Source organism: Flavobacterium undicola, assembly GCF_009909155.2.
Lineage (GTDB): Bacteria > Bacteroidota > Bacteroidia > Flavobacteriales > Flavobacteriaceae > Flavobacterium > Flavobacterium undicola.
The window spans coordinates 1-14945 of the sequence record NZ_JAAAPM020000002.1 but is presented as its reverse complement, the minus strand read 5'-3'; the positions used below and the strand labels follow the sequence as shown (position 1 = coordinate 14945).

At 36.0% G+C, this 14945-nt stretch carries 16 protein-coding genes; 6 read left to right on the top strand and 10 right to left on the bottom strand.

Annotated elements, in window-relative coordinates:
• Positions 1–65: 65 nt before the first annotated feature.
• The 3 genes from GTZ96_RS01380 (at position 66) to GTZ96_RS01370 (ending at position 2712) form a co-directional block, all read left to right on the top strand.
• Positions 66–923, top strand: a complete 858-nt coding sequence (locus GTZ96_RS01380; RefSeq protein WP_161640801.1) for a GIY-YIG nuclease family protein — start codon at positions 66–68, stop codon at positions 921–923.
• A 180-nt stretch (positions 924–1103) separates the two neighbouring features.
• Positions 1104–1700, top strand: a complete 597-nt coding sequence (locus GTZ96_RS01375; RefSeq protein WP_161640800.1) for a hypothetical protein — start codon at positions 1104–1106, stop codon at positions 1698–1700.
• A gap of 40 nt (positions 1701–1740) precedes the next feature.
• A complete protein-coding gene (locus GTZ96_RS01370; RefSeq protein ID WP_161640972.1) occupies positions 1741–2712 on the top strand; it encodes a peptidoglycan DD-metalloendopeptidase family protein in 972 nt (323 codons plus the stop codon).
• 87 nt (positions 2713–2799) lie between these two features.
• Here GTZ96_RS01370 and fabF read toward each other — a convergent pair whose 3' ends face one another.
• The 5 genes from fabF to GTZ96_RS01345 all read right to left on the bottom strand — a co-directional run bounded on the left by fabF (position 2800) and on the right by GTZ96_RS01345 (position 6989).
• On the bottom strand, positions 2800–4038 hold the full coding sequence (fabF, locus tag GTZ96_RS01365) for a beta-ketoacyl-ACP synthase II (RefSeq protein ID WP_161640799.1): 1239 nt from the start codon (positions 4036–4038) through the stop codon (positions 2800–2802).
• Position 4039: 1 nt separating this feature from the next.
• The gene (locus GTZ96_RS01360; protein WP_161640798.1) at positions 4040–4255 is read right to left on the bottom strand and encodes a DUF2798 domain-containing protein; all 216 of its coding nucleotides are present in this window, start codon (positions 4253–4255) and stop codon (positions 4040–4042) included.
• 32 nt (positions 4256–4287) lie between these two features.
• The gene (locus tag GTZ96_RS01355) at positions 4288–5049 is read right to left on the bottom strand and encodes an SDR family oxidoreductase (protein WP_161640797.1); all 762 of its coding nucleotides are present in this window, start codon (positions 5047–5049) and stop codon (positions 4288–4290) included.
• 52 nt (positions 5050–5101) lie between these two features.
• Positions 5102–5695: a TetR/AcrR family transcriptional regulator gene (locus GTZ96_RS01350; RefSeq protein ID WP_161640796.1), complete on the bottom strand. Its 594-nt coding sequence runs from the start codon at positions 5693–5695 to the stop codon at positions 5102–5104.
• A gap of 169 nt (positions 5696–5864) precedes the next feature.
• Entirely contained in the window at positions 5865–6989 is a 1125-nt protein-coding gene (locus tag GTZ96_RS01345; RefSeq protein WP_161640795.1) for a cysteine desulfurase family protein, read from the bottom strand.
• Positions 6990–7071: 82 nt separating this feature from the next.
• Between GTZ96_RS01345 and GTZ96_RS01340 the strand changes: the two genes are divergently transcribed.
• Entirely contained in the window at positions 7072–8034 is a 963-nt protein-coding gene (locus tag GTZ96_RS01340; RefSeq protein WP_161640794.1) for a hypothetical protein, read from the top strand.
• A gap of 83 nt (positions 8035–8117) precedes the next feature.
• On the opposite strand, the gene GTZ96_RS01335 is transcribed toward GTZ96_RS01340, so the two are convergent.
• Positions 8118–8669 (bottom strand): Smr/MutS family protein, encoded by a 552-nt coding sequence (locus GTZ96_RS01335; RefSeq protein ID WP_161640793.1) that lies wholly within the window; start codon positions 8667–8669, stop codon positions 8118–8120.
• The gene (locus GTZ96_RS01330) at positions 8662–8844 is read right to left on the bottom strand and encodes a hypothetical protein (protein WP_161640792.1); all 183 of its coding nucleotides are present in this window, start codon (positions 8842–8844) and stop codon (positions 8662–8664) included. Before GTZ96_RS01330 ends, GTZ96_RS01335 begins: the two co-directional genes overlap by 8 nt.
• A gap of 243 nt (positions 8845–9087) precedes the next feature.
• Between GTZ96_RS01330 and epsC the strand changes: the two genes are divergently transcribed.
• Together epsC and cysM are read left to right on the top strand one after the other, a co-directional pair.
• Positions 9088–9879, top strand: a complete 792-nt coding sequence (gene epsC / locus GTZ96_RS01325) for a serine O-acetyltransferase EpsC (protein ID WP_161640791.1) — start codon at positions 9088–9090, stop codon at positions 9877–9879.
• A gap of 1 nt (position 9880) precedes the next feature.
• A complete protein-coding gene (gene cysM, locus GTZ96_RS01320; RefSeq protein ID WP_161640790.1) occupies positions 9881–10768 on the top strand; it encodes a cysteine synthase CysM in 888 nt (295 codons plus the stop codon).
• An 84-nt stretch (positions 10769–10852) separates the two neighbouring features.
• On the opposite strand, the gene GTZ96_RS01315 is transcribed toward cysM, so the two are convergent.
• The 3 genes from GTZ96_RS01315 to GTZ96_RS01305 all read right to left on the bottom strand — a co-directional run.
• Positions 10853–11263 carry an OsmC family peroxiredoxin gene (locus GTZ96_RS01315; RefSeq protein ID WP_161640789.1) on the bottom strand — a complete coding sequence of 137 codons (411 nt, stop codon included), beginning with the start codon at positions 11261–11263 and terminating at the stop codon, positions 10853–10855.
• A gap of 165 nt (positions 11264–11428) precedes the next feature.
• The gene (locus tag GTZ96_RS01310) at positions 11429–13390 is read right to left on the bottom strand and encodes an Ig-like domain-containing protein (protein ID WP_181033118.1); all 1962 of its coding nucleotides are present in this window, start codon (positions 13388–13390) and stop codon (positions 11429–11431) included.
• A gap of 28 nt (positions 13391–13418) precedes the next feature.
• On the bottom strand, positions 13419–14945 hold a 1527-nt coding region (locus GTZ96_RS01305), incomplete at its 5' end, for a glycine-rich domain-containing protein (RefSeq protein ID WP_161640787.1).

Sequence of the window (14945 nt, the reverse complement as noted above, 5' to 3'; positions counted from 1 at the left end):
AGACTTATTCAAACCTATAAACTAGTTATTTATATGCCATTATAAACGACACACAATAGACAACGATGAAAGAGCTAAAAGGTAAAAACGAGTTTACAGCAGACACAATTAAAAAGCTTGAGGATTTAATCACCCTTCGCATCAAAACTCCGCCTTCTGGACAAAAATCAATTCGACAAAAAATGCGAAATCTTGGCTTTTACGGAAAAGACGATTGGGGTATAACTAATTTTCAAATTAGCGACCTTCATTCGCTGATTAAAACAGGACTAATAAAAATTATTAGTGAAAATTTTAAACCTAGTTCTGCATCAACAATAGTTACAAAACCAATTCCGACAGCAAAACCTAAAACACCAAAATCTTCTCCGAAAAGTTCAACCAACATTGACAAAATCCTTGAAAGTTTTAAAGCTAATTGTTTTGACCCCAAACTTGATTCAGAAGTTAAAATTGATGATAATCCGGGTAATTACATTCTCTGTTTACGTAAAAATGCAAAGCTTCCAACCATTCCCATTTCACCAACTTTGACAAAATTCGAAGGACTAAATGTAATTTACACAGGAATTGCTGGCAGTAGCCTAAGAACACGTGACTTTAAACAACATTTCAAAGGCAATAATGCTGGACGTTCTACTTTAAGAAAAAGCTTAGGAGTTTTGTTTGGCTACAAACTTATACCAAGAGACAAAGAACCTAATACAGGCAAGACAAAATTTAACATGAAAGATGAACAAGAATTATCTGAATGGATGCTTACAAACCTTATTATGTTTTTCTTGCCAACAGCAAACTTTAACAACATTGAAATAAAACTAATAAACCTGTTCAATCCACCGCTAAACATAAAAGATAACCATAATAACATTAACGCAGACTTTAGACGACTACTATCAAGTTTAAGAACAAAGAAAAGCTAATAACAGATTGTGGGCACAAGCGAGACGCTTGCGCTAGCATCCTAAAAAACAATCCAACTCCGCTAGCGCAAGTGTCAAAAACGTAAAATTAAAATAGTTATTTTAGATCTCTAATATTCTAAATTAATAATTTGTATTTTTAGTGCTAATCGGGTTTAAAGACAATCAATAGTATCCATTATGGACATTTTAGAACAAATCACAACTAAAGGATTAACAATCGCTAAAGCGAATGGTCTTTTAGACTTAGCCGAAAACTACACAATCCCGCATGATGAAGACAAGCTAAAAGCGTTTATAAAAACTCAAGCATACGATTTATCCAAATTCTCAACCTTAGAACATTTCTTTAGCCAGGAAAATTTATTCATAAGAGCATTTGTATATACCTATGGAAAAGGATTTGAGTTTACTCTTGCCTATATGATTGGGGAGCCTTTAGAAAGAATAGCTTATAATTTTGATGATTGTATGACCAGCAATGGATTGAAAGGATTACCAAATGAGATTAGAAAAATTGCCGAAAGCAAAATTTATATCATCAGAGAGATGTTTACAGAAATGTTTGAAATGACTAGAGATAAGCAATCCCAACTTACAGAAGCTGGAATAACATTCGAGGATTGTATTATCAAAATTTTGAATGAGGCGTTTTTTATAGGACGAAGAATAGCTATTTCCATAGAGTTAGATTCTAAAATGACCATTCAACTGGAAGCTGAAACAGAAGATTCAAAATATGATTATGATAACTACGACAACAGATATTCGCTATAAAGACCAACAACATAAACAATCAAACCAAAAAACAACCAAAATGAATAAAATCTTATCTATCTTATTTTTTTTACTTTTGACTGCGATTAGCTTTGCACAAACCGAAAAACCTTTTTATAAAACAGCCGTAAACGACTTCGAAAAAAACTACAATTCAGATAATTATGAAGCTGTTTTTTCAGGATTTTCAGTCGAAATGCAAAACGCCTTACCTCTTGACAAAACAAAGGATTTCTTGTTAGGATTAAAACAACAAGCCGGAAAAATTACCCAAAGAGAATTTCTGAAATACGAACAAAGCTATGCTTCGTATAAAACCAATTTTGAAAAAGCCTTATTCATACTTAATATTTCGGTAGACAACAATTCTAAAATTAATGGGCTCTTTTTAAAGCCTTTTGAAAACAGCACTTTGCCCAACATAGAACGAAACAAAACCAAACTTATCTTACCTTTTAGAGAGCAATGGACGGTATTATGGGGTGGCGATACAAAAGAGTTGAATTATCACGTTGAAAACCAGGCTCAAAAAAATGCTTTTGACATGCTAATTACAAACGATAAAGGAAAATCATTTAAAACTGACGGAAAAACAAATGAAGATTATTACGCTTTTGGAAAAGATTTAATTGCTCCCTGTGATGGCGAAATTGTTCTGGTTGTTGATGGTGTAAAAGACAATATTCCCGGAGTTTTAAATCCAGTTTATCTTCCTGGAAATACTGTAATTATTAAATCACCAAATAATGAATTCTTGTTTTTTGCACATTTCAAACAACATTCAATCGTTGTCAAACAAGGGCAAAAAATCAAACAAGGACAATTACTGGGATTATGTGGGAATTCTGGAAATTCCACAGAAGCTCATTTGCATTTTCACCTACAAAATATAGAAGACATGAATACGGCTATAGGAATTAAATGCTATTTTGATACTCTTCAAGTAAACGGGCAAACTAAAACGGATTATTCTCCAATACAAAAAGACCGAATTAATATCATCAAAAAATAACTGACAACTAAATAAAATTAGCCTACAAATATTCGCGAAAATAAATCTGGGAACATCAGTGGGGGAAAATTAATAAAGAAATCATGCTCATATTTCCCTAAAAACCACAGTAGAATTATGTCCGCCAAAGCCAAAAGCATTGCTCATCGCTGTATGTATGTTTTTCTGTAAAGGTTCATTGATGACGATTTGAATATTTTTAGGAATTTCGGAATCAATATTTTCGATGTTGATGGTGGGTGGAATTATATTTTCGTTTATTGATTTTATTGCCAAAATCGCTTCGATGGCTCCTGCTGCTCCCAGCAAATGTCCCGTCATCGATTTACTGGAACTTACCCACAAATTTTTTGACCCTTTGAAGGTTTTATCAACCGCTTTCAATTCGGCAATATCTCCAACGGGGGTTGAAGTGGCATGTAAATTCAAATAATCCAATTGTGAAATATTAAGTTTTGCTTCTTCGAGAGCCAGCTGCATCGCTTTGGCAGCACCCAAACCTTCAGGATGTGGTGATGTCATATGATAGGCATCTGCAGTCATTGCCGCTCCGGCTAATTCGGCATAAATTTTAGCACCACGTTTTTTGGCGTGTTCATATTCTTCCAAAATCAATGCTCCAGCACCTTCTCCCATCACAAAGCCATCACGGTCTCTATCAAAAGGACGACTGGCTGTAAGCGGATCATTATTTCTGGCTGACATTGCTTTCATCGCAGAAAAACCACCAACCGATGCCGCAGTAATAGGTGCTTCTGAACCACCGGTTACAAATACTTTGGCTTTGCCAAGACGGATATAATTAAAGGCATCCATAATGGCGGTATTGGAAGTAGCGCAAGCAGAAACCGTGGTATAATTAATCCCTTGCAAACCAAATTTCATAGAAATCATTCCGGAAGCCATATTCACAATCAATCGGGGTACAAAAAACGGACTGAACCGTGGAATGTAATTTCCAGTTACATAATTTTCAACTTCAGACTCAAAAGTTTCCATTCCGCCTTGTCCCACTCCCCAAATTACGCCAATATCGAAAGGATCCATTGTGGAAATATCTAGCCCAGAATCTTCCAAAGCCTGTGATGCACTGTACAACGCATATTGTGTAAACAAATCACTGCGTTTTATTTCATTTCGATCCAGATATTTTTGAGGTTCAAAATCCTTTATTTCGGCAGCAATTTGAGTACGAAATTTTGAAGCATCAAAACGGGTGATGATACCCGTACTGCTTTTCCCTTCAAGGCTATTTTTCCAAAAAGTAGCCACATCATTTCCCAACGGATTGATAGTTCCTAAACCTGTAATTACAACTCGTTTCATTTTATTTTTTTGAAATTAAAAGGTGTACTAATTTTTCAACAAATGGTGAAATAATTAAAATGGCCGGAATAACAATTAAATAAGCAATCAGCCATGATTTTAGCCAAATAGCTAAGTGCAGATGAGCCCACCCAAGGTTTACTGTTATCAAAGAGAAAGAAATAATTCCCGTTGTAACGATGCCCATTATCAATGCAAATGTGATTTTCTGTTTCATAAGATTGTGTTTTTAAATACTTGATTTTTGTGTTATGAATTTATTTCCTGAGTTCTTGTCTGGTTCATTAATTGAAGCGCATCTTCTGGCGAAGACAGGTACAAACGATACATATCTTCGGTTTGTCCAACCCTGATTTCATATTCATTTTGTTCTAGTCCTGCAATAAACTGTTCCGCTACTGCGAGAGGCGAAATACCGTTTTTACCTCCAATAGGTGCAGAAAACTCAGTATCTACCAAAGGTGGCATCAATTCAAAAACTGCTACATTTGTTTCCTGTTGCAATGCCAGACGCAAGGATTGTGTATAAGAATGTAAAGCGGCTTTACTGGCAGAATAAGTAACCAAACTTCCCGGAACAAATGCTACAACAGAAGATACATTTACGATAGCAGCTGCTTCCTGTTTTTTCAACAGCGGCAGTAGTTTTTCATTTAATCGAATAACAGAAAGATAATTGGTTAGCATTTCATCTTCTGCTTTATCATAAGCATTTGCATTTTCGGCTGCTATGTCATATACCAAAGCACGACCGGCATTGTTGATTATCATATTGAGGTTTGGAAAATCGCTGTTGATTTGTTCTACCAGACGCTCCACATCTTCAGAATTACTTACATCCGATACAATGGCAGTTACATTTTTTAGCTTTGCCGCAGCTTGATTGAGGCGTTCTTCATTACGTCCTGTAATGATGACGTGGTTTCCTTTTTCAGATAATAATTTGGCAATTTCAAAGCCAATACCTGCGCTTCCTCCTGAAATTAAAACGGTGTTGTTTGTTGTTTTCATTTTATTAACTGTTTTAAAATATACCGGTTGGTATATTTTTGATTAAAAAATTTTATTTTACTATTTCTTCATTTATAATTTTAACGATTCTGTCTAAAGCCAAATACAAATTATCCGGTTTGTTTGCCATTTTAGAAAGCAAAATACCACCTTCAATCAGCATTATAAATGTATTAGCGTAATCGTTAGGATTAATTCCGTTGTTAAACTCTTTTTTTTCAATTCCTAATTTAATTATTTTTTCCACTTTTTTAGCCCAATGCACAAACGAATGTTGCACTGTGGTTTTCATATAAGGCAACGCATCATCTACTTCAGTAGCAGAATTAAGTAATGGACATCCTCCTTTTTCGAACATTGAAGACCAATTATTTCGATAAAAATCAGTAAACGCAATAAGTTGCTTGTAAGCATTATTTTCAGCTGAAATAGCCGCATCTACCTTCTTTGCTAATTCTCCTGAACTATACTTGAATACTGCAATAACAACCTCTTCTTTATTTTTAAAATTCCCATATATACTTCCTTTTGTAAGGCCAGTTGCAGCTGTAATATCAGATAGAGACGTTCCGGCATATCCATTTTTATTAAAAAGGGAAGCTGTTTTTTCTATGATGAATTGACGTGTTTGTTCTGCTTTTGACATTTTAAAAAGATAATAATACTAATTTATTGGACAAAGATACGTAAAAATACCGAACGGTATATTATTTCTTAAAATTATTTTATATCGATTACCCAAAACCAATCTACTTACTTTTGAAAAACCAATCTAAATGTAACCCGACTAATTAAAATAAAGGAAAGATACTGTCTTATACCGTTTTCAAAGCTTCAACTAAGCCATCAATATCTTCTTTGCTATTATAATGACTAAAAGAAATACGCAAACTTGGTTTTCTGACCAAATCATCCGAAAGTATTTCGGCTAATACATGCGAAGGTCTGATACTTCCACTCTGGCAAGCACTTCCTCTGGAAACTGCTATTCCGCGCATATCCAAATGAAATAAAATCATAGCTGTTTTTTCTTCCGAAAAAGGCAACAACACATTCACAATATTATAAAAACCATCACTAGTTCCATTGATTTCAAAACCTGGAAAGTTTTTTTCTAATTGCTCAATCAAATAGTTTTTGATAGCAGTAATATGCTCTTTTTCTTGCTCTAAATTGGCACAAGAAATCTCTAAAGCCTTTGCCATTCCAGCAATTTGATGTACGGCTTCGGTTCCTGCGCGCAATCCTTTTTCTTGTTCGCCACCAAAAAATAGGGGTTGCAAGCCCGAATTTTTTCGAACAAAAGCAAATCCTACACCTTTAGGTCCGTGAAATTTATGCGCACTAGCCAAAACAAAGTCAACAGCTATAGCTTGTAAATCCAGTTTCATTTTCCCCATCGATTGCACCGTATCCGAATGGAATAAAGCATTATATTGTTTGCAAATTACACCTACCCGTTCAAGGTCTAAAACGGTCCCTATCTCGTTATTAACGTGCATCAAACTCACCAATGTTTTTACATCTTCTGAAAGTAAAGTCGATAAATGAGTCAAATTAATTTCTCCATTAGGTAACAAATCCACATAATCTATCTGGATTGAAAATTCTCTTTGCAAGGCAGTAATCGCGAATAAAACGGCGTGATGCTCAATCTTACTACTAATGATTCTTTTTACTTTTAAATCCTGAACCGCCGAACGCAAAATCCAGTTGTTAGCTTCAGTTCCTCCCGAGGTAAAAATAATTTCCTGAGCGCTAACATTCAGTTGCTTGGCAATGGATTTTCGGGAAAGTTCGAGTCTATTTTTAGCATTTCGACCAAAACTGTGGGTTGAAGAAGGATTTCCATAATCTTCCGTCATAACTTTAGTCATTTCTTGAATAACTTCAGGTCGGATTGCGGTAGTAGATGCGTTATCGAGGTATATTTTTTTCATTGTTGCAAAGTTATAAAATATCAATTATCAAAAGCCTAATACCATTTGTCATTTTTTGCCTATTTTTGTCAAAATTTTTAAGATGAAAAAAGCCTTAAGCCTACTGGTTTTATTAGCATTATTGAATGCCTGTGATGATGGAAACCTTACTCAGGAAGATATTAGCTTCGACAAAGTGGCTACTCAAAGTTGTAGCACCAATCATATTATCTACAAACTAAAAGAAAAAGAAGCCTTACTTCTTGAAATTCCAGAAAGTACTTTTACCAGCGAACCTACTGCTGTTGATGCTCCTATCGAATTAAATATCAGTACAACTAGTAACAGAGTGGTTTATCGTTTTTACAACGGAACTGTAGCAACTGATAACATTTGCGAAACTATAGCTCCTGCAACTCCTGGTATTACTGACCAATGGACGGCTACCGATGGTAAAATACAAATTGTAACTACAGCTATTAAAACGACTGATGCCACAACTAACAGTACTAAAATTACAGGATACAATCATAATATTGTTTTTAAAAACGTAACTTTTGCAAAAGCCAATGGAACGCAGGTGTATGAAACTTTCCCTTTTGGCGATTACACTACTCCGGCTACTAATTTGCCTTTTAATTTTGATGCAACCCTTGAAAAGTGTACTACTTCTAATGATGTATATAACTTTAATACAAGTGAAGCTTTAATCTTAAAAATCGATCCTAATTTAATTTTAAATCAGGCAACAGCACTCAATAGCCCAAGAACAGGACTTATAGGAACCAGTACAAATGCATTCACCTATCGCTTATTTTCAAATTTATTAACCTCTGCTTATTTTTGCAACAGCACCACACCTACAACACCTGCTGTTACCCAAGAATGGAATGGTGTAACGGGAGTGAGTGGCGTAAGCGGAATTATTGAAGTTACCACAACTACCAATGGACCAAATAGTTTTAAACACACCATAGTGCTTAAAAAAGTTTCTTTACAAAAAGGAAATAGCAATTTTACTCTTGGAGATAGTTTTACTTACGGAGAGCTATTTACAACTAATTAGAATTTGACTAAAGAAAGAATCTTAAATACAAAAACGCTCATTTGAACATTCAAATGAGCGTTTTTGTATAGCTTAACTTTTTTCTACTTCTTACTTTGCTTGATAAAAACCTCGGTGGCTCCCTGACCGTATTTTTGATAATTGGCTTCTTGAAAATCAATATTTTCATAACGCCCTAATAAAAAATCAAGTTCCGCTTTCAATATGCCTTCTCCAACACCATGTATAAAAACAATTTTAGGAATGCGATTTCTAATGGCAAATTCAATATGCCTTTGTGCCGTTTCAGCCTGTAAGGTCAAAATATCATAATTAGACATTCCGTTTTTATTTTTGACTAATTTTTCAATGTGTAAATCAAATTCCGGAACGCCCATTTCATGTTTGTCTTTTTTCTCTTTCACAAAACTTCTTGGCTTTGGAACTGCTTTTTCCTTCTTAATTTCGTCTATATTAATCCTTCTAATAGAATCCATTAAATTACTGGTATCGTTTAGCTTAACCAACTCATTTGCTGAAAAATTCATTACAAAACCTTCATCGGTTTCAATAGTAACCTCTTTGTCTTTTACAGCCAATACTACTCCATTGATAGCATCATCGAGTACCGAAACTTTATCTCCTTTACTAAACATCTTCTTCTTCTTTTTCTTGATTCTTACTTGGTGTTTTAGCACTTAATTGCATCATTCCAAACATAAAAACAGCCATTGCAATTACAGTAACATAAACATTTTTATCAGCTGCTGTTTGCTCATAAAAAGCAACTGCAATAGCAACTAGCATTATCGGAATAACTATTTTTTTCATTTTTAATGGTATCAGCTTTCAAAAGTAAGAAATTTAAAATTGTCGTTTTAATAAAGTGGATTGTAATTCGACAAAATCAACTTCGAAAACCATAAAAAACATTTTACAAAAAATAGAACTACAGCATGAAAGCATGGCTGTTCTTGTCCTTTTATTCAAAATAGTTCAATATATTTGTTTAAAATTAGCAACACCATTAGAATCAAGTAGTGTTTTTTCTACTAACAATACAATCCAAAAGTCATGACAAAGGATCTAATTATAAAAAATATTGACTCTTTAAAAAGCCATTTATCCATCAGTTACGGAATAAAAACTAAAATAGAAAAATTCACTGAAAAATTATTCTATACTTTATTTGACATGAATGCTTCATTGACAGAAAGCATTGATGAACTCGAAGGTTTATTTAAAGATATTTCAAGAGTAGCCTGCAAAAAACCAGAAGTTACTTGTGAATCTATGTGGGATAGTTTCCTCGAAAAATTACCCGCTGTGCTTGAAAAATTAAATCAAGACGCTGCTTATATCTTAGAAAACGACCCTGCATCCAATAGCATTGAAGAAGTATATTTAGCTTATCCAGGGTTTTATGCTATTGCCATTTATCGTCTAAGTCACGAACTCTACAATCTGGATTTAATGCTTTTTTCGAGATTAATGAGTGAATATGCACATAAAACAACAGGAACCGATATTAATGCGGGAGCTCAAATTGATTCGCCTTTTTTTATTGATCATGCCACTGGAATTGTTATAGGAGAAACCACTGTTATTGAAAAAAACGTAAAAATATACCAGGGAGTTACGCTTGGAGCTTTGAGTGTAAGTAAAGACATGAAAAACGTCAAAAGACATCCTACAGTAGAGAAAAATGTTTGTATTTATGCCAATGCTACTATTCTGGGAGGCGAAACCATTATCGGGAAGGATAGTATTGTAGGAGGAAATGCCTGGGTAACCAAGTCGGTTCCTGCAAAATCGATTGTCATGAACACCACAACTACTGAAGTAAAAGTAAAAGAAATTAAATAATATGAAGCCTCAAAAATTAGTTGACTTAATAGGAAATACTCCGCTTGTAGAAACAGTCAATTTAGTCCAAAATAAGAACGTAAAACTACTTTTAAAACTAGAAGGAAACAATCCCGGTGGCAGTGTCAAAGACAGAGCCGCTTATTATATGATTAAAGGCGCATTAGATCGCGGTGAAATCAAAAAAGGAGACAAATTAATTGAAGCTACCAGTGGAAACACAGGTATTGCTTTAGCCATGATTGCACAATTACTAGGAATCGAAATAGAATTAGTCCTTCCTGAAGACTCTACCAAAGAACGCACCCAAACCATGCGTGCCTATGGTGCAACCGTGATTTTGACTTCTGCTAAAGAAGGAATCATTGGCTCCAGAGATTATGCGGATAAAAAAGTAGCCGAAGGTGGTTATATCATGTTGAATCAATTTGCTAATGACGACAACTGGAAAGCCCATTACCTCACAACTGGTCCTGAAATTTGGAACGATACCGAAGGTAGTGTAACGCATTTTGTTTCAGCCATGGGGACAACAGGAACTATAATGGGAACTTCAACCTACTTAAAAGAAAAAAATCCTGCTATTCAAATTATTGGAGCGCAACCAAGCGATGGTTCTCAAATTCCGGGTATTCGTAAATGGCCACAAGAATATTTGCCTAAAATTTTTAATGCTTCGAAAGTAGATCGTACTATTGATGTAAGTGAAAAAGAAGCTCGTGAAATGACCAAACGATTGGCTTTAGAAGAAGGCGTTTTTGCAGGAATGAGTAGCGGTGGTGCTGTTGCCGTAGCTGTGAAATTAGCCGAAGAATTAGAATCAGGTGTCATTGTTGCTATTATTTGCGACAGAGGAGATCGTTATTTATCTTCTGATTTATTTGATTAATTCTTATATAATGCCGTTTGGTATAAATTCATAAAAAAGGCTCGTTTTAAATAAAAAACGAGCCTTTTAGTTCAAAAAACATCTTTAAACTAACGCAGCCGATGTTGTAATTGTGGTGTTGAATAATTTAGAAATCGGACAATTATGTTCTGCTTTAGTCACCAATTCTTGAAAAACAGCATCCGAAATTCCTTTTATCTTAGCACTTACAGTCAAATTAGATTCTGTAATTGTACCCTCTACTAAATTAATAACACATTTGGTTTCTATACTTTCAATATCAAATCCTGCTTCTGTAATATAAGCCGATAATTGCATCGTAAAACAACCCGAATGTGCCGCTGCAACCAATTCTTCAGGGTTTGTCCCTACTCCTTCTTCAAAACGGGAATGAAAGGAATATTGTGTATTTTCTAATGTTTTACTTTGGGTTGTAAGAACTCCAGTTCCTTCTTTTAGAGAACCTTTCCAGACTGCGGTCGCATTTCTTTTCATAGTTTATTTTAATATTTAAAATTATACACTTCGAATTTTTTTTTAACTCGCTCTAAGTTAATATTTTTTCCTTAAAAATTTTCAGCAAACCGTTTTTAATTGAAAAAGAAAACCAACCCAAATAGAATGGGTTGGCTTTGTGTTAAAATTAATTATAAGTAGAACTTATTCTTTGATTAATTTGATTGTTTTTTTATTAATACCTTGATTAATTACCACGACATATACTCCTGTTGGGAATTCTTTTCCAAAAATAATGGATTCCTCTTTATTTTTTTGAATATGTCTCAGCATTTTACCTGATATATCATAAATTACTACATCTATTTTTTCATTACTATCACTATCAACTGACAATGTAAACTGATAATTTGATGGATTAGGATAAGCAATAACATCAAATTTATCAACTGTTACCTCTAGAGATGATTTCTGAGCAATAGTACTAACATCATCTATGCGATTATTACAATTTTTAATCTTTAGTGTAGTAGTGGCTATACCAGAGCAAGTACCATTGCTGAAACTATAGGTCACCGTATATGTTCCCGTTGAACTGGTTTCAAGATTGATACTTCCTGTTGAAGGATTGATACTCAAACCAGATGGAGATGAAGTATAAGTACCACTTTCCTGACCTGTCCTTGTTACATTTACTGAACCCGATTTACAGAACGGACTACCACTATAACTGATGCTTGTTGTTGGTAATACACTTACCGTTAAAGTTCCTGATGATGACATAACAGGACTACCACAACCTGTAGTTACAGTATATCTAATAAATGTAGTTCCTGCATTCACCGCTGTTACTACCCCTGTACTTGCATTCACAGTTGCTACAGCTGTATTTGTACTACTCCAGCTTCCTCCTGTAGTACCACTACTTGTGTAGGTAGCTGTTACTCCTTTACAAAGTGATGTAGTACCACTTACTGTTCCTGCGGTAACATTAGGACTTACCGTTACACTTACTGCTGTTCTTGCACTTTCACAAGCGCCCGAGGTAGTACTTACATAATAAGTTTTAGAACTCAATACAGTGGAACTTGTCAATGCAGCTCCTCCACTTACTGTATCATACCATTTATAGATACCACTACCATTTGGCAATGATGCCACTGTTGCTGAACTACAGAAGTTCTGTGCTGCTACTGATGGAGCAGTTACTGTTGTTATAGTAACATTTACCGCTGTTCTTGCACTTTCACAACCACCTGATGTATTGCTTACATAGTAGGTACCTGTGCTTAAAATAGTAGAACTGCTAAGTTCCGTGCCGTTATTTGCTTTAGCATACCATTTATATGCCCCACCACCATTGGGCAGTGAAGCAACAGTTGCTGAATTACAGAAGTTTTGTGTTGCAACAACAGCTACTGTTGGAACCAAAATAACTACGTTGGTAGTTGCTGTCCCAGAACATCCACCACTGCTGAAGTTGTAGGTCACGGAATAGGTACCGGCCAAACTGGCTCCAAGATCAATTGATCCGGTTGAACTGTTAATGCTCAATCCGGCAGATGACGAATAAACACCTCCTGCCGGTCCAGTCCTTGTTACAAAAGCAGTACCGGTTGAGCAATAAGGACTGCCACTATAACTGATATTCACTATTGGTCCTGCATTTATTGCAACATCAGCACCATTATCAGTACCAACAAAAGCTGGTGAACTACTCGTTATGCGTATTTTATATCCGCTACCTGCCACCGTATTAGAAGGAATCGTTACATTAATTACACCCACTGACGCATTGCCAGACAATGTACCAATGTTTACAGGACTTGCAAAACTTCCGAGAGCGTTACTTAATTGAGCCGTAAAAGTATTCCCTCCCCCGATATCAGTGGCAGTATACGGAAGATTAAAACTGCTTCCAGCACATACAACAGTACTCACACTACCTGTCTTTATTTGCTCACCGGGCTGTTGAAAACCCTGCGTTATCATTGCAGAAGCAGTATTCAGCGAAGGAATAATCGTTTCACCAATACTAAAGGTGATTTGACTGTTTCCTCCCGTTAAGGTTCCTCCGGCATTGGAGACGAGCTTGCGGCTAATGCTTTGGGCATTTGCATTACTGACAATTGCCAGTAATGCAAATAATATGATTCTATTTTTCATTTTTTTATTTTTTAAAATCATCATGCATCTACTTAAATTCGTAAATAACAATAATACCAGGTGCTCCAACACCACCACTATTTGCCGTATTAGTACTATTGCTAATTCTACAAGTTGTACCCCCGGAACCGCCCGCACCGTAATTACGACCGGGACTACCTGCAGTAGAATTATTCGCCATTAATCCTACATTATTTGCACCTCCTCCAAAAATTGAAGATCCTCCTATACCGCTAACCGATATCCCTACAATGAAATTACCATGTCCTCCTGGTTGGCCTGTTGACATAAAATCTCCGCCTGTACCACCGCTACCACCACTACCACCTGCTGCAAACGTGTAATCAGAACTAGAAGAAGCACCACCTCCTAAACCTCCTGGTGCTGTTATACTGCCTCCATTGAAGGTAGAAGCTGCTCCATTACCACCTGTTGTCCCAGAAGCAGCACTACCTCCTACCCCTACAGAGTAAGTGTAACTTGAGGTAGGACTTACTATTAACTTGCGGGTATAAGCACCACCACCACCACCACCACCAGCAGAACCAGTACCATTACTACTACTTGCAGAAGCTGCACCGCCACCGGCACCACCACCACCAACTAATTCAACGATAATTGCCGTTACCCCAGCTGGCGTAGTATAAGTACCACTTCCAGAAGTTAATACTTGCACACTTGCAGGTCCTGAGGTTCCCCATACAGGGGCTCCTGTCCCAGTACTTCTTAAATACTGTCCTGATGTGCCAGCTGCTGTATATGCGTGTGCACTACCAGTTCCGTAACCAACTCCTCCATTAGTAGGAGTCGCTGTAGAATTTGTCCCTCCATTTGCAACAGGCAATACACCTGTAACCCCAGTCGTTAAAGGCAAGCCTGTCAAATTAGTAGCCACTCCAGATGCTGGTGTACCTAGTACAGCTCCACTTGGAATAGTCACTGTTCCTGTAAATGTTGGCGATGCCAATGGAGCTGCTCCAAGACTTGCTAAAGTCGGTAAAACTTGATCACCTGTGTTTGTTCCACTTAAATTAGTTGCAGAAATGGCTCCCGTAAATACTTGACCTGATATATTCGCTTTTAAAGCATCTGCAGCTGTTACAAATGCTGTAGTTGCTAAAGCTGTTGTACTATTTCCTGCTGTTTGAGTAGTTGCAATAGTACCTGTAGGTAATGTTGGCGTTCCTGTAAAAGTAGGTGAAGCTAATGGAGCTGCTCCAAGACTTGCTAAAGTTGGTAAAACTTGGTCACCAGTGTTGCTTCCGCTTAAATTAGTTGCAGAAATGGCTCCCGTAAATACTTGACCTGATATGTTTGCTCTTAAAGCGTCTTGTGAATCAACATAAGTTTTATCTGCTTTTGTAGCGTCTTGTGAATCAACATAAGTTATATCTGCTTTTGTAGCGTCTTGTGAATCAACATAAGTTATATCTGCTTTTGTAGCGTCTTGTGAATCAACATAAGTTTTATCTGCTTTTGTAGCGTCTTGTGAATCAACATAAGTTTTATCTGCTTTTGTAGCGTCTTGTGAATCAACATAAGTTATATCTGCTTT

Coding starts and splice junctions, on each gene's coding strand:
- GTZ96_RS01330 (WP_161640792.1), bottom strand. CDS start 8,844: ATGAAAAAAATAGTTATTCCGATAATGCTAGTTGCTATTGCAGTTGCT.
- GTZ96_RS01360 (WP_161640798.1), bottom strand. CDS start 4,255: ATGAAACAGAAAATCACATTTGCATTGATAATGGGCATCGTTACAACG.
- GTZ96_RS01355 (WP_161640797.1), bottom strand. CDS start 5,049: ATGAAAACAACAAACAACACCGTTTTAATTTCAGGAGGAAGCGCAGGT.
- GTZ96_RS01310 (WP_181033118.1), bottom strand. CDS start 13,390: ATGAAAAATAGAATCATATTATTTGCATTACTGGCAATTGTCAGTAAT.
- GTZ96_RS01375 (WP_161640800.1), top strand. CDS start 1,104: ATGGACATTTTAGAACAAATCACAACTAAAGGATTAACAATCGCTAAA.
- GTZ96_RS01315 (WP_161640789.1), bottom strand. CDS start 11,263: ATGAAAAGAAATGCGACCGCAGTCTGGAAAGGTTCTCTAAAAGAAGGA.
- cysM (WP_161640790.1), top strand. CDS start 9,881: ATGAAGCCTCAAAAATTAGTTGACTTAATAGGAAATACTCCGCTTGTA.
- GTZ96_RS01350 (WP_161640796.1), bottom strand. CDS start 5,695: ATGTCAAAAGCAGAACAAACACGTCAATTCATCATAGAAAAAACAGCT.
- GTZ96_RS01370 (WP_161640972.1), top strand. CDS start 1,741: ATGAATAAAATCTTATCTATCTTATTTTTTTTACTTTTGACTGCGATT.
- epsC (WP_161640791.1), top strand. CDS start 9,088: ATGACAAAGGATCTAATTATAAAAAATATTGACTCTTTAAAAAGCCAT.
- GTZ96_RS01380 (WP_161640801.1), top strand. CDS start 66: ATGAAAGAGCTAAAAGGTAAAAACGAGTTTACAGCAGACACAATTAAA.
- GTZ96_RS01340 (WP_161640794.1), top strand. CDS start 7,072: ATGAAAAAAGCCTTAAGCCTACTGGTTTTATTAGCATTATTGAATGCC.
- fabF (WP_161640799.1), bottom strand. CDS start 4,038: ATGAAACGAGTTGTAATTACAGGTTTAGGAACTATCAATCCGTTGGGA.
- GTZ96_RS01345 (WP_161640795.1), bottom strand. CDS start 6,989: ATGAAAAAAATATACCTCGATAACGCATCTACTACCGCAATCCGACCT.
- GTZ96_RS01335 (WP_161640793.1), bottom strand. CDS start 8,669: ATGTTTAGTAAAGGAGATAAAGTTTCGGTACTCGATGATGCTATCAAT.